22 protein-coding genes are annotated in these 21,406 nt (G+C 62.9%); 16 read left to right on the top strand and 6 right to left on the bottom strand.

The features are described from left to right. Positions 1–25: 25 nt before the first annotated feature. Positions 26–1,234, top strand: coding sequence for a bifunctional phosphopantothenoylcysteine decarboxylase/phosphopantothenate--cysteine ligase CoaBC (gene coaBC, locus ACST81_RS22460; protein WP_438750706.1), 1,209 nt, complete (start codon positions 26–28; stop codon positions 1,232–1,234). Here coaBC and ACST81_RS22455 read toward each other — a convergent pair. Then, entirely contained in the window at positions 1,217–2,044 is an 828-nt protein-coding gene (locus ACST81_RS22455) for a class II glutamine amidotransferase (RefSeq protein WP_438750705.1), read from the bottom strand. The genes coaBC and ACST81_RS22455 overlap by 18 nt on opposite strands. A gap of 269 nt (positions 2,045–2,313) precedes the next feature. Between ACST81_RS22455 and ACST81_RS22450 the strand changes: the two genes are divergently transcribed. The 10 genes from ACST81_RS22450 (at position 2,314) to ACST81_RS22405 (ending at position 13,697) form a co-directional block, all read left to right on the top strand. Then, positions 2,314–3,450: a Gfo/Idh/MocA family protein gene (locus ACST81_RS22450; RefSeq protein WP_438750703.1), complete on the top strand. Its 1,137-nt coding sequence runs from the start codon at positions 2,314–2,316 to the stop codon at positions 3,448–3,450. 104 nt (positions 3,451–3,554) lie between these two features. Further along, positions 3,555–4,418 carry a MurR/RpiR family transcriptional regulator gene (locus ACST81_RS22445; RefSeq protein WP_438750701.1) on the top strand — a complete coding sequence of 288 codons (864 nt, stop codon included), beginning with the start codon at positions 3,555–3,557 and terminating at the stop codon, positions 4,416–4,418. Between the two features lie 105 nt (positions 4,419–4,523). Further along, the gene (locus ACST81_RS22440) at positions 4,524–6,455 is read left to right on the top strand and encodes a bifunctional 5-dehydro-2-deoxygluconokinase/5-dehydro-2-deoxyphosphogluconate aldolase (protein WP_438750699.1); all 1,932 of its coding nucleotides are present in this window, start codon (positions 4,524–4,526) and stop codon (positions 6,453–6,455) included. Between the two features lie 348 nt (positions 6,456–6,803). Then, positions 6,804–8,657 (top strand): 3D-(3,5/4)-trihydroxycyclohexane-1,2-dione acylhydrolase (decyclizing), encoded by a 1,854-nt coding sequence (iolD, locus tag ACST81_RS22435; RefSeq protein ID WP_438750697.1) that lies wholly within the window; start codon positions 6,804–6,806, stop codon positions 8,655–8,657. Between the two features lie 162 nt (positions 8,658–8,819). Continuing rightward, positions 8,820–9,737 (top strand): myo-inosose-2 dehydratase, encoded by a 918-nt coding sequence (gene iolE / locus ACST81_RS22430; RefSeq protein ID WP_438750696.1) that lies wholly within the window; start codon positions 8,820–8,822, stop codon positions 9,735–9,737. 250 nt (positions 9,738–9,987) lie between these two features. Beyond that, a complete protein-coding gene (gene iolB / locus ACST81_RS22425) occupies positions 9,988–10,785 on the top strand; it encodes a 5-deoxy-glucuronate isomerase (RefSeq protein ID WP_438750694.1) in 798 nt (265 codons plus the stop codon). Positions 10,786–10,998: 213 nt separating this feature from the next. Continuing rightward, positions 10,999–11,403, top strand: coding sequence for a GFA family protein (locus tag ACST81_RS22420; RefSeq protein WP_438750692.1), 405 nt, complete (start codon positions 10,999–11,001; stop codon positions 11,401–11,403). 5 nt (positions 11,404–11,408) lie between these two features. Further along, a complete protein-coding gene (locus ACST81_RS22415; RefSeq protein ID WP_438750690.1) occupies positions 11,409–12,206 on the top strand; it encodes an AraC family transcriptional regulator in 798 nt (265 codons plus the stop codon). Between the two features lie 79 nt (positions 12,207–12,285). Then, positions 12,286–12,897 carry a LysE family translocator gene (locus ACST81_RS22410; RefSeq protein ID WP_438750688.1) on the top strand — a complete coding sequence of 204 codons (612 nt, stop codon included), beginning with the start codon at positions 12,286–12,288 and terminating at the stop codon, positions 12,895–12,897. A 125-nt stretch (positions 12,898–13,022) separates the two neighbouring features. Then, on the top strand, positions 13,023–13,697 hold the full coding sequence (locus ACST81_RS22405; protein WP_438750686.1) for an HAD family hydrolase: 675 nt from the start codon (positions 13,023–13,025) through the stop codon (positions 13,695–13,697). A 12-nt stretch (positions 13,698–13,709) separates the two neighbouring features. On the opposite strand, the gene ACST81_RS22400 is transcribed toward ACST81_RS22405, so the two are convergent. Genes ACST81_RS22400 through ACST81_RS22390 form a run of 3 tightly spaced genes read right to left on the bottom strand, consistent with a single transcriptional unit; the run spans position 13,710 to position 16,725 of the window. After that, positions 13,710–14,066: a VOC family protein gene (locus ACST81_RS22400; protein ID WP_438750685.1), complete on the bottom strand. Its 357-nt coding sequence runs from the start codon at positions 14,064–14,066 to the stop codon at positions 13,710–13,712. Between the two features lie 3 nt (positions 14,067–14,069). Next, positions 14,070–15,119: a ketopantoate reductase family protein gene (locus ACST81_RS22395; RefSeq protein ID WP_438750684.1), complete on the bottom strand. Its 1,050-nt coding sequence runs from the start codon at positions 15,117–15,119 to the stop codon at positions 14,070–14,072. Between the two features lie 22 nt (positions 15,120–15,141). After that, complete coding sequence (locus ACST81_RS22390) at positions 15,142–16,725, bottom strand: peptide chain release factor 3 (RefSeq protein WP_438750682.1); 1,584 nt, start codon at positions 16,723–16,725, stop codon at positions 15,142–15,144. Between the two features lie 90 nt (positions 16,726–16,815). Here ACST81_RS22390 and dut point away from each other — a divergent pair, with 90 nt between their 5' ends. Beyond that, positions 16,816–17,286, top strand: coding sequence for a dUTP diphosphatase (gene dut / locus ACST81_RS22385; RefSeq protein WP_438750681.1), 471 nt, complete (start codon positions 16,816–16,818; stop codon positions 17,284–17,286). Beyond that, a complete protein-coding gene (locus tag ACST81_RS22380) occupies positions 17,287–18,174 on the top strand; it encodes a GNAT family N-acetyltransferase (protein WP_438750680.1) in 888 nt (295 codons plus the stop codon). 3 nt (positions 18,175–18,177) lie between these two features. Here the strand turns inward: ACST81_RS22380 and ACST81_RS22375 are convergent, their stop codons facing one another. Next, positions 18,178–18,621 (bottom strand): Lrp/AsnC family transcriptional regulator, encoded by a 444-nt coding sequence (locus tag ACST81_RS22375; protein WP_438750679.1) that lies wholly within the window; start codon positions 18,619–18,621, stop codon positions 18,178–18,180. A 134-nt stretch (positions 18,622–18,755) separates the two neighbouring features. Between ACST81_RS22375 and ACST81_RS22370 the strand changes: the two genes are divergently transcribed. Both ACST81_RS22370 and ACST81_RS22365 read left to right on the top strand, forming a co-directional pair. After that, positions 18,756–19,658 carry a DMT family transporter gene (locus tag ACST81_RS22370; RefSeq protein WP_438750678.1) on the top strand — a complete coding sequence of 301 codons (903 nt, stop codon included), beginning with the start codon at positions 18,756–18,758 and terminating at the stop codon, positions 19,656–19,658. A gap of 15 nt (positions 19,659–19,673) precedes the next feature. Further along, positions 19,674–19,979, top strand: a complete 306-nt coding sequence (locus ACST81_RS22365; protein ID WP_438750677.1) for an NIPSNAP family protein — start codon at positions 19,674–19,676, stop codon at positions 19,977–19,979. Positions 19,980–19,981: 2 nt separating this feature from the next. On the opposite strand, the gene ACST81_RS22360 is transcribed toward ACST81_RS22365, so the two are convergent. Continuing rightward, positions 19,982–20,539: a cysteine hydrolase family protein gene (locus ACST81_RS22360; protein ID WP_438750676.1), complete on the bottom strand. Its 558-nt coding sequence runs from the start codon at positions 20,537–20,539 to the stop codon at positions 19,982–19,984. A 212-nt stretch (positions 20,540–20,751) separates the two neighbouring features. Between ACST81_RS22360 and ACST81_RS22355 the strand changes: the two genes are divergently transcribed. After that, positions 20,752–21,369, top strand: a complete 618-nt coding sequence (locus tag ACST81_RS22355; protein ID WP_438753773.1) for a LysE family translocator — start codon at positions 20,752–20,754, stop codon at positions 21,367–21,369. Positions 21,370–21,406: the final 37 nt, after the last annotated feature.

Genomic DNA, 21,406 nt, shown 5'->3' with positions numbered 1-21,406 from the left:
GGACGCCCGCCGGGACGGAATTGACATGACGCTTCAGGGAAAACGCATCCTTCTCATCATCTCCGGCGGCATCGCGGCCTACAAGAGCCTCGATCTCATCCGCCGTTTGCGGGAGCGCGGCGCCTCGGTGCGCCCGGTGATGACGGCGGGCGCTCAGGCCTTCGTGACGCCGCTTGCCGTCGGCGCGCTGGCCGCTGACAAGGTCTTTACCGACCTGTTTTCCCGCGAGGACGAGCAGGAGGTCGGCCATATCCGGTTGGCGCGCGATTGCGATCTGGTGCTGATCGCACCGGCAACCGCCGACCTGATGGCCAAGATGGCAAACGGGCTCGCCGACGACCTCGCCTCCACCATCCTGCTGGCGACCGACCGCCCGGTGCTGGTCGCGCCCGCCATGAATCCGAAAATGTGGTGGCATCCGGCCACCTGCCGCAATCACGCGACGCTTGTCGCCGATGGCATCCGCTTCGTCGGCCCGACTTCGGGCGAAATGGCCGAAAGCGGCGAAAAGGGTGAAGGCCGAATGGCCGAGCCGCTCGATATCGTCGCCGCCGTCGAGGAGGTGCTCGATCCGTCATCGAAGCCGCTGCTCGGCCGCAAGGCCATCGTCACCTCCGGTCCGACCCACGAACCCATTGATCCCGTGCGCTATATCGCCAACCGGTCCAGCGGCAAGCAGGGCCATGCAATCGCCGGCGAACTCGCGCGCCTCGGTGCCGACGTCACGCTGGTCTCCGGCCCGGTCACCATCCCCGATCCGAAGGGCGTGCGGGTCATCCATGTCGAGCGCGCCGAGGAGATGCGCGACGCCGTGCTCGCCGCCCTGCCGGCCGATATCGCGGTGATGGTCGCGGCCGTCGCCGATTGGCGCGTCGCGAGTGCCGCCGGCAACAAGATCAAGAAGCAGCCGGGTGAAGCGCCGCCGCCGCTGGAACTTGCCGAGAACCCGGATATCCTGAAGACCGTCGGCCACCATGCCCAGCGTCCGACGCTGGTGGTCGGCTTCGCCGCCGAAACCCAGAATGTCGCCGAAAACGGCCGCGCGAAGCTGGAGCGAAAGGGCGCGGATTACATCGTCGCCAACGATGTCTCGCCGCAGACCGGCATCATGGGCGGTGACCGCAACACGGTGAAGATCATCGGAAAATCCGGCGACGAGGATTGGCCGGATATGGACAAGCAGGCGGTTGCCGAAAGGCTCGCGCGGCTGATCTCCTCACATTTTGCGGGATGACATCCGGCCCATCGGGATTGCCGACGGCGAGGCAGCCTGCGTGCCGAACAGCCGGACATCGACGCCGTTTTCCCCGACGATGACAGCCGTGCCATCGGGAATCTCGACCCACGCATTGTCGTCGTCGTTGAGCGGTTCCGACACAAGGCAGTAGCCGCCGCTCGGACCCATCGGCGCCGCATAGAGCGTCGGTGCCTTCCAGTCGGACGCGTAGCGTACGGCATAAAGGTCGTGGCCGTCGGAAAGGGCGGCGGTAAAGCGGACCAGCACCTTGCGTTCCAGATGCTCGGCCAGCCGTTCGACGAAGGCCAGCGTCTCGGCGAGCGCGCCGAGCGGATCGTGCTCCAGCCCGAATTGCAGTGCCAGCAGGAACAGGAGCTCGCTGTCAGTGGAGCCGGTGCGGGACGTATAGAGGTCGTTGTCGAGCATCGCCTCCATCGGCCGGCGCAGATGGTCGAAGTCGCCGATCTGGCCGTTGTGCATAAAGGACCAGCGGCCATGCACGAAGGGATGGCAATTGTCGCGCCTTGTGCCGCCGCCGGTCGCGGCGCGGACATGGGCAAGAAACAGCGGCGAACGGATCTGCCGGGCGATGCTCTTCAGGTTGCAGTCGGACCAGGCGGGCAGGATATCACGGTAGCGGCCGGGTTCCGGATGGTCGCCGTACCAGGCGATGCCGAAGCCGTCACCATTCGTGGCTGTCTTGGCGCGCGTCGCGCAATGCGACTGCTCGATCAACGAATGCGCCGGCGACGAGACCAGTTCTTCCAGATAAAGCGGCTCTCCGCGATAGGCTGCCCAGCGGCACATGAAACATACTCCGGATCGCGGGGATGGCCCGCCTTGATGGTTCATTAACCATGATTGGACCGATCATCCCGGCAACATGGTAAAAATGCGTTAACGAACGGAATTTTCCGCATCTTCACCGGCAATTTATCGGCTTTCGGGCGGGCGTCCTGTTCCGCTGGAACAGGAAAACGCGATATTCGAACAAATATTCCATATTGACAAAGTTTGTAAAATTCATTTCATTCGCCCGCAAATGCCGCGTTGTGCGGTTTCGGAGGAGTGCAGGCATGAGCGGCAAACGCAGGATTGGCGTCGGCTTGATCGGAACGGGTTTCATGGGCAAGGCCCATGCCCTCGGCTTCACCATCGCGGCGCGGGTCTTCGATCAGCCCTTTGAGCTGGATCTGGTGACGGTCGCCGATGTCTCGCTCGACGGCGCCGAAAAGGCCCGTCGCGGGCTCGGCTTCCGCAAGGCGACCAGCGATTGGCGTGAGCTTCTGACCGATCCCGATATCGACATCATCGACATCACCACGCCCAACCTCCTGCACAAGGACATGGCGCTCGCGGCCATCGCCCATGGCAAGCATGTCTATTGCGAGAAGCCCTTGGCCCCGACCGTCTCCGAATGCGCCGAAATGGTCGCAGCGGCTGAAAAGGCCGGCGTCATCACGCAGGTCGGCTTCAACTACCTGAAGAACCCGATGATCTTCCTCGCCAAGGATCTGATTGAAAGCGGCGAGATCGGCGAGATCCGCTCGGTGCGCGGCATTCATGCCGAGGATTTCATGATGGACGCGTCCGCTCCCTGGGGCTGGCGTCTCGATCCGAAGAGCGGCGGCGGCGCGCTCGCCGATATCGGCAGCCATATCATCGCCTCGCTGCGCCATCTGGTCGGCCCGATCACCTCGGTTCTGGCCGAAACGATCATCCAGGTGCCGGAACGGCCGGTCGCGCGCGGATCGAGCGAGATGCGTGCCGTCGAGGTCGATGACATCACCCGCGCCTTCGTCCGCTTCGAAGGCGGCGCCACCGGTAGTTTCGAGGCCAACTGGAGCGCCAGCGGCCGCAAGATGCAGCATGATTTCGAGATCTATGGCTCCAAGGGCAGCGTCGTCTTCACCCAGGAGCGCCTGAACGAGATCAAGGTCTGGTTCGCTGGCGACGATATCCGCACGCGCGGCTACCGCACCATCTGGGCCGGGCCGGAACACAAGCCCTACGGCGCCTTCTGCGTCGCCCCGGGTCACCAGATCGGCTTCAACGACCTGAAGGCGATCGAGGCCAACGAATTCCTGGAAGCGATCGCCAGCGGCAAGCCGCCGGGTACGGATTTCCGCGAAGGTTTCGAGGTTCAGAAGGTCGTCTCGGCCACCTACCAGTCTGCCAGGACCAATGAATGGGTGCATATCGGCAGGGACTGATGAACGACGTGGAAAAATCGGAACGATGGAATGAATATTCTATTCCTCGTTCCCTTCTTTGCATAAGGTCTTGAGGCATCGCAAACGCAGGAAGACCGGCGACCATGGCAGAAACCGACAGCAGCATCGCGCTTCCGCAGGATTTCGACGGCCTGAAGGCGATCATTCTGGAACGCAAGGCGCAATTGCCCAAGCGCCTGCGCCAGGTCGCGGCCTATGCGCTGGACAATCCTGACGAGATCGCTTTCGGCACGGCGGCAAGCATCGCCACCTCGGCCGATGTTCAGCCGTCGACTCTGGTGCGTTTCGCGCAGCATTTCGGATTCGAGGGCTTTTCCAGCCTGCAACAGATTTTCCGGGCGCGGCTGCGCGAGCGCACGCCGGGTTATGACGAGCGGCTGAAGGCGCTGAGCGACAACGACCACAGCAAGCTCGAAAGCGGCTCGATCTTCAACGGCTTCGTCGCCGCCGCCCATCGCTCGCTCGACAATATCGCCACCTCGGTCGAGCCGGAAGCGTTCGAGCGTGCCGTCAATATCCTCGCCGGCGCCGAAACCATCTATCTCGTCGCCAAGCGCCGGTCCTATCCGATCTCCGGCTACATGGCCTATGCATTCGGCAAGCTGAAGGTGCGCTATCAGATGGTCGGCACCGCCGCCGGCATCGACGATGATATTCTCGCCATGGCTGGCCCAAAGGATGCGGCCTTCGCCGTCAGCTTCTCGCCCTATGCCTCCGAAAGCGTCAACCAGGCCAAGCTGCTCGCCAGCCGCAAGGTGCCGGTCGTGTCACTGACCGATTCGGCCTTTTCGCCACTGGCGGAATCCTCGAAGGTCTGGTTCGAACTCGTCGAGGCCGATCATGCCGGCTTCCGGTCGCTGTCGGCCAGCATGGCCTTTGCCATGGCGCTAACCGTTGCGGTCGCCGAAAAACGACGCCGGATCAGCGAAGAACGCGTTATAGAATGAAAATTCCATATTGACTAATTGGCGGAATTTATGTTTCATAACGCCAATACCCCACCAGCCAATAAAAATGTCGGCGCGACGAAAGCGCCCGCCGGGAGGACGTAAGTGAGCCAGACCAACAGGACGCCGGCCGACAAGCCGCTTGACCTCATCACCATCGGCCGCGCGTCGGTCGATCTTTATGGCCAGCAGATCGGAACGCGGCTCGAAGACGTTGCCTCCTTCGCCAAGTCCGTCGGCGGCTGCCCCACCAATATTTCCGTCGGAACAGCCCGCCTTGGCCTGAAATCGGCGCTTCTGACCCGTGTCGGCAAGGAGCAGATGGGCCGTTTCATCCGGGAACAGCTGGAGCGCGAGGGCGTCGAGACCAAGGGCATCGTCACCGATCCCGAGCGGCTCACCGCGCTCGCCATCCTGTCTGTCGAGAGCGATCATTCCTTTCCGCTGCTGTTCTATCGCGACAACTGCGCCGACAGTGCGCTCTGCGAGGACGATGTCTCGGACGACTTCATCCGCTCGGCTCGCGCCGTGCTGGTCACCGGCACCCATTTCGCCAAGCCGCACACGGATGCCGCCCAGCGCAAGGCGATCCGCATCGCCAAGGAAAGCGGCGCCAAGGTCGTGTTCGACATTGATTATCGCCCCAATCTCTGGGGCTTGGCCGGTCACGATGCCGGCGACAACCGCTACATCGCTTCCGACAAGGTTTCAGCGCATCTGCGCACGGTTCTTGCCGATTGCGACCTGATCGTCGGCACCGAAGAGGAAGTGTTGATCGCCTCGGGCGACAGCGACCTGCTGGCGGCGCTGAAGACCATTCGTGCCAATTCCAAGGCGACGATCGTGCTGAAGCGCGGCCCGATGGGCTGCATCGTCTATGACGGCGCCATTTCCGACAATCTCGAAGACGGCATCGTCGGCAAGGGCTTCCCGATCGAGGTCTATAACGTGCTGGGCGCCGGCGACGCCTTCATGTCAGGCTTCCTGCGCGGCTGGCTGAAGGGTGAGCCGCATGCGACGTCGGCCACTTGGGCCAATGCCTGCGGTGCCTTTGCCGTGTCGCGCCTGCTCTGCGCGCCCGAAATCCCGACCTGGACCGAGCTGCAGTTCTTTCTCGAAAACGGCAGCAAGGAAAAGGCGCTGCGCAAGGACGAGGCGATCAACCACGTCCACTGGGCAACCACGCGGCGCCGCGATATTCCGCAACTGATGGCGCTGGCCATCGATCACCGCAGCCAGCTCGAAGACCTCGCCGACGGAAAGCCCGAGCTTCTCGCCCGCATCCCCGCCCTCAAGGTGCTGGCCGTCAAGGCCGCCGAGCGCATCGCTAACGGTCGCCCCGGCTTCGGCATGCTGCTCGACGACAAATATGGCCGCGATGCGCTGTTCGCGGTCAACAAGAACTTCTGGATCGGCAAGCCGATCGAGCTTCCGGGCTCGCGTCCGTTGCAGTTCGAGTTCAGCCAGGACCTCGGCAGCCGGCTGATCGACTGGCCAGTGGACCATTGCATCAAGGTCCTGAGCTTCTTCCATCCGGATGATCCTGCCGAGCTGAAGGCCACCCAGATCGCCAAGCTGCGCTCCGCCTTCGAAGCCGCCCGCAAGGTCGGCCGCGAAATCCTGATCGAGATCATCGCCGGCAAGCACGGCACGCTCGACGATCAGACGATCCCGCGGGCGCTCAACGAGCTCTACGATGCCGGCCTGAAGCCCGACTGGTGGAAGCTGGAACCGCAGGCCAGCCGCGCCGCCTGGGCCGCGATCGATGCCGTCATCGAAAAGCGCGATCCGCTCTGCCGCGGCGTGGTCCTGCTCGGTCTCGAAGCGCCCTACGAAGCGCTGAAGGAAGGCTTCGCCGCAGCCCGCACATCCCGCACCGTCAAAGGCTTTGCCGTCGGCCGCACCATCTTCGCCGAGGCCAGCAAGGCATGGCTGGCCGGTGACATGACCGACGAGCAGGCGGTCGCCGACATGGCCGGGAAGTTCGGAGCGCTGGTGGAACTGTGGCTGGGGTTGGCGGAAACGAAGGCGGTTTGATTGGATTTCCCTCTTCTCCCCAGCGGGGAGAAGAGGGGCGATCCGGCCACGCGGAAAAAGAATGATCTCCCCCTTGAGGGCAGGGCTATCGCATATGGAAAAGACCCCCTCTGGCCTGTCGGCCATCTCCCCCACAAGGGGGGAGAAATCCTGCCGCAGCCTCTTGTTCAATGACGGAGGAGGCGGCAGTTTAAGCCCCTCCCCTTGTGGGGAGGGGTTGGGGAGGGGACTTTTCCATATGCGATAGCCCTGCCCTTGAGGGGGAGATGTCACGGAGTGACAGAGGGGGGTGAGCCTCCTCATACACGAAATCAATGCGAGGCTCAGCCCTCGTCCGAGGAGGAAACAATGAGCTCGAAAACAGTGCGCTTGACGATGGCGCAAGCCGTCGCGCGGTTCCTGACCAAGCAGATGACGGTGGTCGATGGCGAGAAGCTGCCGATTTTCGGCGGCATCTTCGCCATTTTCGGCCATGGCAATGTCGCCGGCATCGGCGAGGCGCTCTATGGCATCAAGGATACGCTGCCGACCTATCGTGCCCATAACGAGCAGGGCATGGCGCATGCGGCCATCGCCTATGCCAAGGCCTCGTTCCGTCAGCGCTTCATGGCCTGCACCACCTCGATCGGCCCGGGTGCCTTGAATATGGTGACCGCCGCCGGCGTCGCCCATGTCAACCGCATCCCCGTTCTCTTCCTGCCCGGCGACATCTTCGCCAACCGTGCGCCGGATCCGGTGTTGCAGCAGATCGAGAGCTACGGCGACGGCACGCTGTCGGCCAATGACGCCTTCCGTCCCGTGGTCCGCTATTTTGATCGCATCACCCGCCCGGAGCAGATCATCTCGGCCTTGAAGCGCGCCATGCAGGTGATGACCGATCCCGTCGATTGCGGCCCGGTCTGCCTGTCGCTGTGCCAGGACGTGCAGGCGGAAGCCTTCGACTATCCGGAAAGCTTCTTTGACGAAAAGGTCTGGACTTTCCGCCGCCAGCATGCCGATGACAACGAGCTTGCCGCCGCTGTCGGGGCGCTGAAGGCTTCGACCAAGCCGGCGATCATTTCCGGCGGCGGCGTGCTCTATTCCCTCGCCACCAAGGAACTGACCGCCTTTGCGGAAAAGCATGGCATCCCTGTTGTCGTTACCCAGGCCGGCAAGTCCTCGATCGACGAGCGTCATCCGCTCTCCATGGGCTCGGTCGGCGTTACCGGCACCTCGGCAGCCAATGCAATCATCGACCAGGCCGATCTGGTGCTGGCGATCGGCACACGCCTGCAGGACTTCACCACCGGTTCCTGGGCGATCTTCAAGAACCCGGACGTCAAGTTCGTCGGCGTCAACACCGCAAGCTTCGATGCCGCCAAGCACAATGCGCTGCCCGTCGTCGGCGATGCCCGGGTGACCATCGAAGCCCTGTCCAGGGCGCTCGGCGGCTGGACCGCACCAGCCGCCTTGAAGGAACAGGCTGCCAGGCTCAAGGCTGAGTGGATGGCCGCTGCCGAGAAGGCGATGGCGCCCACCAACGTCGCTTTGCCGTCTGACGCCCAGGTCATCGGCGCCACGGCCCGCAACCATTCCGGCGAAAACACCGTGCTTCTCTGCGCCGCCGGCGGCCTGCCGGGCGAGTTGCACAAGCTCTGGCCGGCGACATTGCCCGGCTCCTACCACATGGAATACGGCTTCTCCTGCATGGGTTACGAAGTGGCCGGCGGCCTCGGCGTCAAGATGGCGCGGCCGGATGCAGACGTCGTCGTCATGGTCGGCGACGGTTCCTACATGATGCTCAATTCCGAGCTGTCGACCTCGGTGATGATGGGCAAGAAGATCACCGTCGTCCTGCTCGACAATCGCGGCTACGGCTGCATCAACCGACTGCAGATGGGCACCGGCGGCGCCAACTTCAACAATCTGTTGAAGGACAGCTATCACGAGGTGATGCCGGATATCGATTTCCGCAAGCATGCTGAAGCGATGGGTGCCGTCGCCCTCAAGGTCGCGTCAATTGCCGAGCTGGAACAGGCGCTGAAGGACACGCGTGACAATGGCCGCACGACCGTCATCGTCATCGACACCGACCCCTTGGTCACCACGAAGGAAGGTGGTCACTGGTGGGATGTCGCCGTGCCGGAGGTCAGCGACCGGTCCGAGGTCAACAAGGCGCGCGAAGCCTATGTCAAGGCGCTTTCCGCCCAGATCATCGGTTAACACATACATCTTTTCCGTCATCCTCGGGCTTGACCCGAGGATCCACCCACACGGTACGCCGGAAAAAGTGGCATGGATTCTCGGGTCAAGCCCGAGGATGACGGAGAGGAGGAGAGCACTACAATAACGGAAGGCCGCCTGCCTTCCTCCAAGGAGACTTTCATGAAAGCCAAACTCGGCATGTCGCCCATAGCCTGGTGGAACGACGATCTTCCCGAACTCAGCGATGACGTGTCGCTCGAGGAATGCCTGCGCCAGTCGCGCGGCGCCGGCTTCACCGGCATGGAGCAGGGCCGCCGCTTCCCGAGCAATCCGGAAGCGATGCTGCCGATCCTGCGCGCCGCCGATGTGACGCTGTGCGGCGGCTGGTTCTCCGGCACGCTGGTCAACGAGGAGCTCTCGGCCAACAAGGACCGCATCCTCCCGATGATCGAGCTGTTCAAGGCCGTCAACGCTCCCTGCATCGTTTATGGCGAAGTCGGCCGTTCGATCCAGGGCGACCGCTCCAAGCCGCTCGCCACCAAGCCGAAGCTTTCCGATGATGAGATGAAGGCCTATGCCCGCCGCGTCACGGAATTCGGCGAATGGTGCGCTGACCGGGGCATGCCGCTGTCCTACCATCACCACATGGCCGCCGTCGTCGAGACCGAGCCGGAACTCGACGCTTTCATGAAGAATTCGGGCGAGGGCATCCCGCTGCTGCTCGATGCCGGTCACCTGAAATTCGCCGGCGGCGACGTGCTGCGCGCCATCGACAATCATCATGCCCGCATCAACCATGTGCATGTGAAGGACATCCGCCAGTCGGTCATCGACGGGCTGGACCGGAGCAAACAGTCCTTCCTCGATGCCGTTGCACTGGGTGCCTTCACCGTGCCGGGCGACGGCTCGCTCGATTTCGGCGCCATCGTGAAGCGCTTCGCCGATTATGGCTATGAAGGCTGGTTCGTCGTCGAAGCGGAACAGGATCCCCGCAAGGCCCCGCCGCAGAAAATGGCCGAGATCGGTTATGCCGAACTGATGCGCGTTATGACGGCGGCCGGGTATACGGTCGAAACGGAAGGTTTTCCGAAGGGGTGATATGTCGGGGTTTACCCCTCACCAAGCGCGTCCATGAACTCGATTTTGTCTCGTTCGGACTTGCTATCCTCTCCCGCAAGGGGAGAGGAAACCCGCCGCACCATCCGGCCTCACATGAGGAGCGGTGATCGTGGCACCTCTACCTCTCCCCTTGCGGGAGAGGATAGTAAGCCCGTGTGAGACGAAGTCGAACGCTGGGCGCACTTGGTGAGGGGTAATCACTCCCACCACAGACCAATAGGAGACCACCATGCCCAACCTGCTCGTGAAGCCCAATGGCACCCATGGACGCGTGACCCATGTGACGCCGGACAATGCCAACTGGACCTATGTCGGCTTCGACATGCACCGGCTAAAGGCCGGCGAGACGGCGTCGGGTGAGACCGGCGATCGTGAGGTCTGCCTCGTCTGGATTTCCGGCAAGGGCAAGACGACCGCCGACGGACAGGATTTCGGCGTTGTCGGCGAGCGCATGACGCCGTTCGAAGGCGCTCCGCATTCGCTCTATGTCCGGGCAGGCGCCGACTGGTCGGTGACGGCGGAAACGGATCTGGAGCTTGCCGTCTGCTCCGCACCGGGTGGCGGCGCCTACCAGACCAAGCACATCCCGCCCGGCACCCATCCGCAGTTCACCCGCGGCAAGGGTTCGAATGTCCGCCATGTCACCAATATCATGCCGGAAGACGACAATTCCGCCCATTCGCTGCTGGTGGTCGAGGTGATCACGCCGAACGGCAACACTTCCTCCTATCCCTCGCACAAGCACGACCAGGACAACCTGCCGGACGAGAGCTTCCTGGAAGAAACCTACTATCACCGCCTCAATCCGCCGCAGGGCTTCGCCTTCCAGCGCGTCTACACCGACGACCGGTCGCTGGACGAGGCCATGGCAGTCGAGGATCGCGATGTCACGCTGGTGCCGAAGGGTTATCACCCCTGCGCCACCATCCACGGCTACGACCTCTATTACCTCAACGTCATGGCCGGCCCCTCCCGCGTCTGGAAATTCAACAACGCCAAGGAACACGCCTGGCTGTTGAATACCTGAGCTGCTCCCTCTTCTCCCCATCGGGGAGAAGGTGCCCGAAGGGCGGATGAGGGGGGCCAAAGGCCACCTTCAGAGTTTACCACTCGCGCCGGCTTCGCCGCCGCCCCCTCATCGCCTCGCTAAGCTCGGCATTTCTCCCCGCCGGGGAGAAGAGGGAGGTCGCCGAAATGCCCCGATGCACTATATGATCGCGTTGAGGTATTGGAGCACGCCATGCATATCGACGGACATTGCCATTGCGGTGCGATCCGCTTCGAGGCCGAGATCGATCCAGAACAGGTCGGCATCTGCCACTGTACCGATTGCCAGCACCTCACCGGCTCCGTCTATCGCGTAACCGTCGCAGTCCCGAAGGCGGATTTCCGGATCACGGCGGGCGAGCCGAAGACCTATGTCAAAACCGGCGACAATGGCCGGACGCGTTTCCAGATGTTCTGCGGCACCTGCGGGTCGCCAATCTACACCACCGGCACCGACGAGGACGCAGACGTGATCGGCATCCGCTGGGGCAATATCCGCCAGCGCGCCGCGCTTGTGCCCAAACATCAAATCTGGTGTTCTTCGGCGATGGACTGGTTTGGCGAGCGTAAGGCGCTGCCCGGGTTGGAGCGGGATTGAGGAGCATGGGAGCCGGACAATTCCGGATGCGGTTATGCGTGTTGCCGGGCGTCGAAGCGGTGGAGGCCGACAGTACCCACAGCTTCGGCCGGCATATGCATGACCAGTTCGGCGTTGGTGTCATCATCCGCGGCGCGCAGAAATCGGCGAGCGGCAGGGGACCGGTCGAGGCCGGCCCGGGCGATGTGATCACCGTCAATCCCGGCGAGGTGCATGACGGCCGCCCGATCGATGATGCCGGCCGTGCCTGGCGCATGCTCTATCTCGATCCGGCGCTGATCGCCCGCGCCAGTCTCGATATCAGCGAAGGCCGCTCGGCCGACTTTATCTTTTCCCATCCGGTGATGGCCGATGCCGCGATGGCTCGGTGGCTTCAATCCGTCTATTCCGCCATGTTGGCGCCGGAGGGTGGGGAAACGTTGCTGGCCGAGACGGAGCTGCTGGATATTATCGCTTCGCTGCTCGGTATTCGCTCTTCCAAGTCGTTCCCACCATCCATCGCCCGCGCCAAAAGCCTGATCGACGATGATCCCAGCTCGGAGGTGACACTCACCGCGCTTGCCGAGGCAAGCGGGCTCAGCCGCTTCCAGATGCTGCGCGGCTTCACGCGGGCAACGGGCATGACGCCGCATGCCTATCTCGTTCAGCGCCGCATCGGTATCGTCCGGCAGATGATCGCCAAGGGCATGCCGCTCGCCGATGCCGCCTGTGCCGGCGGCTTTGCCGATCAGAGCCATATGACCCGGCATTTCGTCCGTGCCCATGGCGTCACGCCGGGCGCCTATGCGCTGGCATTTGGCTGACAGCCTGCAATTTCGTTCAAGACCCGGGCATCACGATCCGCTTTGCTGCGGTTTTCCACGTTGTGAACGGAGCCGTGCCTTGACCCTCGACTATCTGCTGACATCCATCGTCGTCATTCTGCTGCCGGGACCCGGCGTCCTCTACACGCTGGCAATCGGGCTTAATTCCGGCGCCCGCGCCAGCGTGCTGGCCGCCTTCGGCTGCACGCTCGGCATCCTGCCGCACATCATCGCCAGCGTCGCCGGACTGGCGGCGCTTCTGCACACCAGCGCCATGGCCTTCGAGGTCATCAAATATATCGGTGTCGTCTATCTGCTCTACATGGCCTGGAGTGTGTTGAAAGACACCGACAGCTTGCGCATCTCCGAGGAGCCCAGGCCCATGTCGGCGGTGCGGATCATCGGCACGGCAATCCTGCTCAACAGCTTCAATCCGAAACTGTCGCTGTTCTTCCTCGCCTTCCTGCCCCAGTTCGTGCCGGCAGAGACGCAGTCACCGACATCCGTCATGCTCTGGCTTGCGATCGTCTTCATGGTCCTGACCTTCCTGGTTTTCGTGTTTTACGGCATCTTCGCCGCCGCCGCGCGTCGCCATGTGATCGCGCGGCCCGGCGTGACGACCTGGCTGCGGCGCGGTTTTGCCGGTGCCTTCGGGCTGATGGGCCTGCGCCTCGCCCTCTCGGCCCGGTGAAAGGCATGATTTACGGTATGACCGGGCGGATATCCGTTTGATCTCAAGAGGGAATCCGCCTATTCGAACGGGGACCCTCATCGCCGCCGGACCGGTGGCCATCCAGATCATCAAAGGAGCCGCCCTTGTCCTCCGCCTCGTCGCCGGTCTTCGGCAAGAAATATTCCGCCTTCCTGTTCGACATGGATGGGACGCTGCTGAGCTCCATTGAAGCGGCTGAACGCGTCTGGGGCCGCTGGGCGGAAAGCCATGGCCTCGACGTCGCAACCTTCCTGCCGACCATGCACGGCAAGCGCGGCGTCGATACCATCCGCCAACTGGGCCTGCCGGGCGTCGATCCGCAGACCGAGGCCGACAAGATCACCCTTGCCGAAATGGAGGATGTCGAGGGCGTCAAGCCGCTGCCGGGTGCCATCGAATTCCTGAAGAGCCTGCCGCCGGAGCGCTGGGCGATCGTCACCTCCTCGCCGCGCGAATTGGCCAAGGTCCGCATCGCCGCCGCCGGCCTGCCGGAGCCGAAATTCATCGTCATCGCCGAGGACGTCTCGCGCGGCAAGCCGAGCCCGGAATGCTACCTGCTCGGTGCCAAGCGCGTCGGTTTCGATGCCAAGGATTGCCTCGTCTTCGAAGACGTCGCTGCAGGCGTGATCGCCGGTGAATCGGCCGGTTCCGACGTCATGGTCATCACCGCCACGCACACCCACCCGTTCGAAACGGCACACCAGACGATCCCCGGCTATATCGGCATCGAAGTCTCGGTGGATGAAAACGGCGATCTCATGCTGACGGACCGCCGATAAGGAGACAGGTCGTCAACCCGCTCCATGCGAGAGGATGTTGATGATCGTGCCGAACGGATCGCGCACGTAGAAGCGGCGCACGCCCCATGGTTCGTCGGTGATGTCGTAGACGATAGCAAAGCCCATGGTTTGGGCTTTTGCATAGACCTCATCGACATTGTCGACCTCGATCGAAAGCTGCGGCACCGGCGTGCCGGAGCCACCTTCGCTGGCGATGGAGACTTGTGCGGCTGCCTGTTCACCCGATGCGAAAGTGGCGATCCAGCCGTGATCCATGGCGAGGTCAAGACCGAGCACGTCGCCATAGAAGGCCCGGGCAAGCTTCGGATCAGGAGCATTGAGGTTGGCGACGATCCGGCGAACGGTCATCGCTCAGGCCGTGTCCGCGCGCGCCTGCGCCATCGATTGATCGAGTTGCGAGATCAGTAACAGCAGCATGTCGTTTGTCGGCGTCGGCACATCGGCCATACGGGCCAACTGGGTGATCGCGCGGGTGAGCGGCATGATCTCCATCGACCGGCCCTGTTCGAGATCCTGCAGCATCGACGTCTTGGCGCCGCCCAGTGTGCGGGTATGTTCCAGCCGCTGATCGATCGTCGAGTTGACATGGCAACCAAGCCGTTCGGCGACGGTTTTGGTCTCGATCATGATTGTCCGCACGAGGGATTCCAGAGGCCCATCGACGATCTCGTTGATCCGGGCGCGGGTCAGGGCGCTGATCGGGTTGAGGGCGGCGTTCCCCAGCAGTTTCAGCCAGAGTTCGTCACGAATCCGGTCGGTCGGCTTGATGGTCCAGCCGCTCGCCTTGAAGAGATCGGCGATTTCGGTCAGCGCGGGCGGCAGCGTGCCGGAGGGCTCGCCGAGATGCAGGAGGCCGGTGCTGGTCAGCCGGATATGGCCGGGCTCGATCATCTGTGCGCCCTGATAGATCACGCCGCCGATGACCCGCTCCGGACCGATCCGCTGCCAGATGAGACCGCCCGGATCGAGCGCCTCGATCTGCCGGCCTTCAAGGCCGCTCGCCGTGTCGCCATGGAAATACCACCAGGGAATGCCGTTCTGGATCATCACCACGCGGCCATCGCGCTTCAGCAGGCGGGCAATATCGGCGCTGGCGGCGGAAAGCTGATGCCCCTTCAGCGTGACGATCACCAGATCCTGCGGCGGCAAGTCGGCTACGGTGTCGGTGGCGGCAAACTTGGCGATCAGCGGCTCGGTCTTGCCCGGCGCGTGCAGATGCAGGCCATTTTCACGGATTGCCCGCAGATGCGCGCCGCGGGCGATCGCCGAAATCGTCGAGCCCGCAAGGGCCGGGGAGGCGGCAAACCGTGCGGCAAGCGCACCACCGATGGCGCCGGCGCCGAAGATGCAGATGTTGCGAAACCGTGTCGTCGCCTGTTGGGTGGTCGCCGTGTTTAACATGGTGGCTCCTGCGATGGCGATATCACGCCGCCTTGGCGACGTGATACTCCTTGATGGCGATCATCTTGATGGCCGGGTAGCGCTCCGCTTCGTAGCGCAGCGAGAATGAGTCCTGCGCCAGGAACACCGGGTCGCCGTCGAGGTCGCGGGCGATGTCGCCGCGCCGCGCGGTGATGAATTTGTCGAGATCCGCCGGGTTGTCGGCCGAAATCCAGCGGCAGACGGAGAAGCGGGCGACATCGAAGGAGACTGGCAGGCCGTATTCCGAGCTCAGCCGTTCTTTCAAAACGTCGAGCTGCAGCGCGCCGACGACGCCGACGATGGCCGGCGAGCCGTCCTCCGGCGAAAACAGCTGCACGACGCCTTCTTCGGCCATCTGCTGCAGGGCTTCCTTCAGCTTCTTGGCCTTCATCGCATCTTCCAGGCGCACGCGGCGCAGGATTTCCGGCGAGAAGTTCGGCACGCCCTGGAACACCAGTTGTTCGCCTTCCGTCAGTGTGTCGCCGATGCGCAGTGTGCCGTGGTTGGGGATGCCCACCACATCGCCGGCATAGGCGGTATCGGCAAGCTGGCGCTGCGAGGCGAAGAAGAATTGCGGTGCGGTGAGGCCGAGCTGCTTGCCGGTGCGCGCCAGCCGCGCCTTCATGCCGCGCTCCAGCTTGCCGGAGCAGATGCGGGCAAAGGCGATGCGGTCGCGGTGGTTCGGGTCCATGTTGGCCTGGATCTTGAAGACGAAGGCCGTCATCTTGTCGTCGGTGGCATGAACTGTGCGGGTGTCCGCCACTTGGTCGCGCGGCGGCGGGGCGAAATCGCCGAGCGCGTTGATGAGATCACGCACGCCGAAATTGCGTAGCGCCGAACCGAAGAAGACGGGCGTCAGATGGCCTTCGAGGAAAGCCTTCCTGTCGAACGGCTTGCAGGCCTCGATCGCCAGCGATGTTTCCTCGATAAAGGCTTCGCGCTCGTTTTCCGGCAGGCGATGCGCGGCCATTTCCGGGCCGTTCACCTTGGTCGGGATTTCCTGCGTATCGGCGCCGCGTACCGTATTGTCGGCCAGATGATAGGAGCCGCAGAAGGTCTTTGAACGACCGATCGGCCAGGTCACCGGCGCGCAGTCGAGCGCCAGCTTTTCCTCGACCTCATCCAGGATTTCGAAGGGATCGCGGCTTTCGCGGTCCATCTTGTTGATAAAGGTGATGATTGGAATGTCGCGCATGCGGCAGACTTCGAACAGCTTCAGCGTGCGCGGCTCGATACCCTTGGCCGCGTCGATCACCATCACGGCGGCATCGACGGCCGTCAGCGTGCGATAGGTGTCGTCGGCGAAGTCTTCGTGGCCGGGCGTGTCGAGAATGTTGAAGACATTGCCGTGATACTCGAACGTCATCACCGAGGTGACAACGGAGATGCCGCGCTCGCGTTCGATCTTCATCCAGTCGGACCGCGTCTGGATGCGGTCCTTCTTGGCCTTGACTTCGCCGGCAAGCTGGATGGCACCGCCGAACAGCAGCAGCTTTTCGGTCAGCGTGGTTTTACCGGCATCCGGGTGCGCGATAATAGCAAAGGTGCGGCGGCGGGAGACCGCCTCGGCGAGACTTTCGGCCATGATGTGAATCCTGTGAATTGCGGCGTCTTCTACAGGCTCGGGCGAGAATATGCAATTGACCGGGCGGGGCGCCGGAAGGCTAATGCCGCCATGACCCTTCCCGCACAGACACGCCCATCCCTGAGCCTCCTTCGCTTGCCGCACGGCGAGGATATCGACCTGCCGTCCTACGAAACGGCGGGAGCCGCTGGCATGGACCTGCGGGCTGCGGTGGCCGAAGACCGCCCGATAATCCTGTCTCCGGGGAAGCGAGACCTGGTGCCGACCGGTTTCATCTTCGAGATTCCGGCCGGATACGAGGCTCAGATCCGCCCCCGCTCCGGCCTTGCCTTCAAGCACGGCATCACCTGCCTTAATACCCCAGGCACGATCGACAGCGACTATCGCGGCGAGGTGAAGGTGCTGCTGGTCAATCTCGGCGACGAGGATTTCGTCATCGAGCGCGGCATGCGCATCGCCCAGATGGTGATCGCCCCGGTGACGCAAGTGACCGTTCGCGAGACCACCGAGACCAGCGAGACGCAGCGCGGTGCCGGCGGGTTCGGCTCGACGGGCGTCTAGGTGACCGCCGGTCTCGCCCATCCGGCTTTCCGTCAGGACTATTTCGGTGATCCCGCCGCCTGGTCGGCGCTTGTGGCTCTTCTGCAGGATACGTTCGACATCAATGTCGGCATCCAGCACCGCTTCGGTGGCCCGGACCCGACGAGCATGCCGTTCGGCAATTTCGATGCCGATGGTACTTGCGTCGCCAATTTCAGTGCCTTCTCCATGCCGGTGATGATTGGCGGGCGGTCCGTGAAAGCGGCGGGCTTTCAGTCCGGCGCGGTGCGGCCACAATGGCGGGGTCGGGGACTTTATCGCGACCTGATGAAACGGGCGTTTGCATGGAGTGACGCACAGGGTTTCGAACTGGGTCTGCTTCTGACCGACAAGCCTGCGCTCTACGAGCCGTATGGTTTTCGGGTTCTCCCGCAGTATCGGCTCGTGGGTTCGCCGCCAGAGGCGAAACCTTGGACAACGGCGCGGCGTCTCTCGCTCGAGAACGATGCCGATATCGCTCTGCTCAAGAAATTGCTGCGGAACAGGACACCGGTCTCGGAGCGTTTCGCCGTCCTTTCCCAGATGGAGATGTTCCTGTTGAACAGCTTTTTCGATGGCGATGTCAGGCTCGACCATCTTGAGGTATTCGACGCGGTTGCCGCCTGGAAAGAAGATGGCGGGACGGTGAAGTTGCTCGACATTGCCGGACGGACGATCCCGCCTCTCAGCGACATCCTTGCAGCACTCAATGTGACGCCGGACCGTATCGAAGTCTGCTTCCCGCCGGATCGGCTGGATTGGCAGGGGACACCGGAAGTCTATTCGTCCGGCACGAGCCTAATGATCCGGGGCTTGCCGGCAGACGCCTTCAATGGCCCCGTCATGCTCTCACCGATGGCGGAGTTCTAAGGTCTACTTCCCGGTCAGCGGCGGCAGGCGCCGTTTCACCGGGGTCGACTTGACGATCGAGGTGTTGGTCTGGGCGCGTTCGGCCACCTTGTCGAGGATCGTGTCGAGCTGTTCCATGTCGCGCACCAGAAGTTTGGCGATGAAGCAATCGTCGCCCGTCACCTTGTCGCATTCGACGAATTCCGGCGTGTCCTGAATGAGCTTTTCGACGATATGCAACATGCCCGGCATCGGCCGGACGCGGACGACGGCCTGCAGTGCATACCCGAGCGCCGCCGGATTGATGCCGACGGTAAAGCCGGTGATCACGCCGCGATCCTCCAGCCGCCGCAGCCGGTCGGCGGTGCTGGGCGAGGACAGGCCCGCCTCCTGCGCCAGTTCCTTCAGGGAGATCCGGGCATTGACGGAGAGGATGTCGATAAGCCGGCGGTCGAGATCGTCGAGCAAGGAAATCTCCGTTAGGTCAAATTGCTACTGTGCCTTTGATGATTAGGCAGTGTACGGCAATTGCCTGTGATAATCCATATTGTCGCGTCGGTCGTCGCGATATTCTCCGGTCACGTTCAATGGAGTGGATGGACATGGACAAGGATATCAAGACCGGCAGTCTCGAAATGACCGCGGCGATGCTGATCTCCGGCACGATCGGCTGGTTCGTGCTGATGTCCGGGCAGCCGGTGGTCGATGTCGTGTTCTGGCGCTGCCTGTTCGGCGCGCTGACGCTGCTCGCCATCTGCGGCGCGCTCGGACATTTCCGGCGCGGCATTCTTAACCGGCGCCTGCTGGGGCTTGCCGTGCTCGGCGGCGTCGCGATCGTCGTCAACTGGCTTTTGCTGTTCGGCGCCTATTCCCGCGCCTCGATCTCGATCTCGACCATGGTCTACAATACCCAGCCTTTCATGCTGCTGGCGATCGGCGGGCTGTTCTTCAAGGAGAAGGTCACGGCCACCAAGCTCGCCTGGCTCGGCGTCGCCTTTGCCGGCATGATTGCCATCGTCGAAGCCAAGCCTGCGGGCGACTTCACCGGCGGTGCCTATCTGACGGGTATCGCCATGGCGCTCGCCGCCGCCTTCTTCTATGCGCTGGCGGCGATGGTCGCCAAGCAGCTCAAGGGCGTGCCGCCGCACCTGATCGCGCTCATCCAGGTCGTTACCGGCCTCCTGATGCTGGCGCCGCTTGCCGGCGGATCCGGGCTGTCGGCGGAGCCTGCTCAATGGTCGCTGCTGATCGCCATGGGCGCCATCCATACCGGGCTGATGTATGTTCTGCTCTACGGCGCGATCCAGAAGCTGCCGACGCATCTGACCGGCGCCCTGTCCTTCATCTATCCGGTGGCCGCCCTTGCCGTCGACCGCATCGCCTTCGGCCATCAGCTGCAGCCGGTGCAAATCATCGGCTCGGTCGCGATCCTGTTTGCGGCGGCGGGCATGACATTCGGCTGGACATGGCCCCGCCCGGTGCGGCATCAGGCGGGCAAGACCTGATCCAAGGAGACCCGCATGATCACCTGCACGCTTCGTTACGTCATCGATCCCTACAAGCTTAAGGAATTCGAGGACTATGCCCGGCTCTGGATCCCGCTGGTCAACCGGCTGGGCGGCACGCATCACGGTTATTTCATGCCGCATGAAGGCGCAAACAACATCGCGCTTGCCCTCTTCAGCTTTCCGAGCCTGGCGGCCTACGAGACCTACCGCGAGCGGATGGCCAAGGATGCCGAATGCCAGGCGGCCTTTGCGCTGGCCGAACGCACGCGCTGCATCCTCAGCTATGAGCGCAGCTTCATGCGACCGGTCTTCGAATAGGCTCAGAAGCTGATTTCGTTGGCGCGGCGCAATTCGACGTGATGGGCTCCGGCATCGAAACCGCTCAGGAGGCGATTGTGATGGGCAATGATCTGCGGGAAGGTCAGCTCGCCCATGTCGCCGGTCGCGTGACCGTCCGATAGCAGCGTGACATCGTAGCCGAGCGAGACGGCACGGCGCACCGTGGTATCGACGCAGAACTGCGTCATGCAGCCGCCGACGACCAGATGGGTGATGGAGCGTTTTGCCAGTTCGTCCTGCAGGTCTGTCTGAAAGAAGCTGTCGCAGGCCTTCTTGTGGACGACGGTCTCGCCGGGAACCGGCGCGATCTCGTGGCGCAGGCCCCAGCCGTGTGACGAACGCGCCAACCGATCTCCGGGGCCGCCGTCATGCTGCACCAGAATGACCGGGATATGGGCCGCGCGGGCGCGGGCCTGGATCGACTGCAGACGGCCGACGGTTTCGGTCAGCGCGGCATCGATGGCCGGCTGTCGTTCCGGCGTTCCTTCGTTTTCGAGGATGGCATTCTGAACGTCGATGATAAGCAGGGCAGTGGTCATGTTTGTCTCTGATCGATGTTTGGAAGAGCGTTGACCTCTTCGAGGACAATGGCGGCGTCATCGCGCCGGTATGCGGAACGGACGCTTTCGAAGCGCCGCCGTTTGCACAGGGCGCCTGATTAAACCGATCGATGCAGCCGATCAATGCCGGGAAAATTGCCTTGATGAGAAAAAGCCGATACATGTCGCCGGCGCACATTCCGGAGCTTCTGATGACGATCGCCACCCTTCTTGCCTATTCCACGGCGCTTTTCATCGCGGCCGCCATCCCAGGCCCCGGAATGACGGCGATCGTCGCCCGTGCGCTCGGCTCCGGTTTTCGCGAAACCTTCTTCATGGGGCTCGGGCTTGTGCTCGGCGATCTCGCCTATCTGACGGCCGTCATCCTCGGTCTCGCTTTCGTGGCGCAGACGTTCACCACCGCTTTCCTGGTCATCAAGATCCTTGGCGCGCTCTACCTCGTCTATATCGCCTGGAAGCTCTGGACGGCCGGCCTGCTGCCGCAGGATATCCAGGCGCGCAAGAGCACCAGCCTTGGCATGTCCTTCCTGTCCGGCCTGCTGATTACCCTCGGCAACCCGAAGACCATGCTGTTCTATGTTGCGCTGGTACCGACACTGATCGACCTGCACGCGATCGGCTTCAATGAATATGCGCTGCTGGTCGGCGCCACCTTCATTGTGCTGATGGCGGTGCTGATCCCCTATATTCTGCTTGCGTCACGCGCCCTGCTGCTGCTGAAGCAACCCCGTGCGCTGAAATCGCTGAACCGGGCGGCGGCCAGCATTCTCGGCGTCACCGCCGCCTATATCGCCGCCCGCGCCACCTGAAAAAATCATCCTGCGACCAGCGGTTCGGCGACAGTTT

This window comes from Pararhizobium sp. O133 (assembly GCF_051669845.1).
GTDB lineage: Bacteria > Pseudomonadota > Alphaproteobacteria > Rhizobiales > Rhizobiaceae > Pararhizobium.
This window is presented reverse-complemented; position numbering and strand designations above follow the sequence as displayed.

Bases quoted from the DNA above. Each gene is read 5' to 3' on its own strand.
- dut (WP_438750681.1), top strand. From the start codon at position 16,816: ATGACCCTTCCCGCACAGACACGCCCATCCCTGAGCCTCCTTCGCTTG.
- iolD (WP_438750697.1), top strand. From the start codon at position 6,804: ATGAGCTCGAAAACAGTGCGCTTGACGATGGCGCAAGCCGTCGCGCGG.
- iolE (WP_438750696.1), top strand. From the start codon at position 8,820: ATGAAAGCCAAACTCGGCATGTCGCCCATAGCCTGGTGGAACGACGAT.
- ACST81_RS22415 (WP_438750690.1), top strand. From the start codon at position 11,409: ATGGGAGCCGGACAATTCCGGATGCGGTTATGCGTGTTGCCGGGCGTC.
- ACST81_RS22450 (WP_438750703.1), top strand. From the start codon at position 2,314: ATGAGCGGCAAACGCAGGATTGGCGTCGGCTTGATCGGAACGGGTTTC.
- iolB (WP_438750694.1), top strand. From the start codon at position 9,988: ATGCCCAACCTGCTCGTGAAGCCCAATGGCACCCATGGACGCGTGACC.
- ACST81_RS22365 (WP_438750677.1), top strand. From the start codon at position 19,674: ATGATCACCTGCACGCTTCGTTACGTCATCGATCCCTACAAGCTTAAG.
- ACST81_RS22455 (WP_438750705.1), bottom strand. From the start codon at position 2,044: ATGTGCCGCTGGGCAGCCTATCGCGGAGAGCCGCTTTATCTGGAAGAA.
- ACST81_RS22395 (WP_438750684.1), bottom strand. From the start codon at position 15,119: ATGTTAAACACGGCGACCACCCAACAGGCGACGACACGGTTTCGCAAC.
- ACST81_RS22370 (WP_438750678.1), top strand. From the start codon at position 18,756: ATGGACAAGGATATCAAGACCGGCAGTCTCGAAATGACCGCGGCGATG.
- ACST81_RS22390 (WP_438750682.1), bottom strand. From the start codon at position 16,725: ATGGCCGAAAGTCTCGCCGAGGCGGTCTCCCGCCGCCGCACCTTTGCT.
- coaBC (WP_438750706.1), top strand. From the start codon at position 26: ATGACGCTTCAGGGAAAACGCATCCTTCTCATCATCTCCGGCGGCATC.
- ACST81_RS22355 (WP_438753773.1), top strand. From the start codon at position 20,752: ATGACGATCGCCACCCTTCTTGCCTATTCCACGGCGCTTTTCATCGCG.
- ACST81_RS22400 (WP_438750685.1), bottom strand. From the start codon at position 14,066: ATGACCGTTCGCCGGATCGTCGCCAACCTCAATGCTCCTGATCCGAAG.
- ACST81_RS22445 (WP_438750701.1), top strand. From the start codon at position 3,555: ATGGCAGAAACCGACAGCAGCATCGCGCTTCCGCAGGATTTCGACGGC.
- ACST81_RS22420 (WP_438750692.1), top strand. From the start codon at position 10,999: ATGCATATCGACGGACATTGCCATTGCGGTGCGATCCGCTTCGAGGCC.
- ACST81_RS22360 (WP_438750676.1), bottom strand. From the start codon at position 20,539: ATGACCACTGCCCTGCTTATCATCGACGTTCAGAATGCCATCCTCGAA.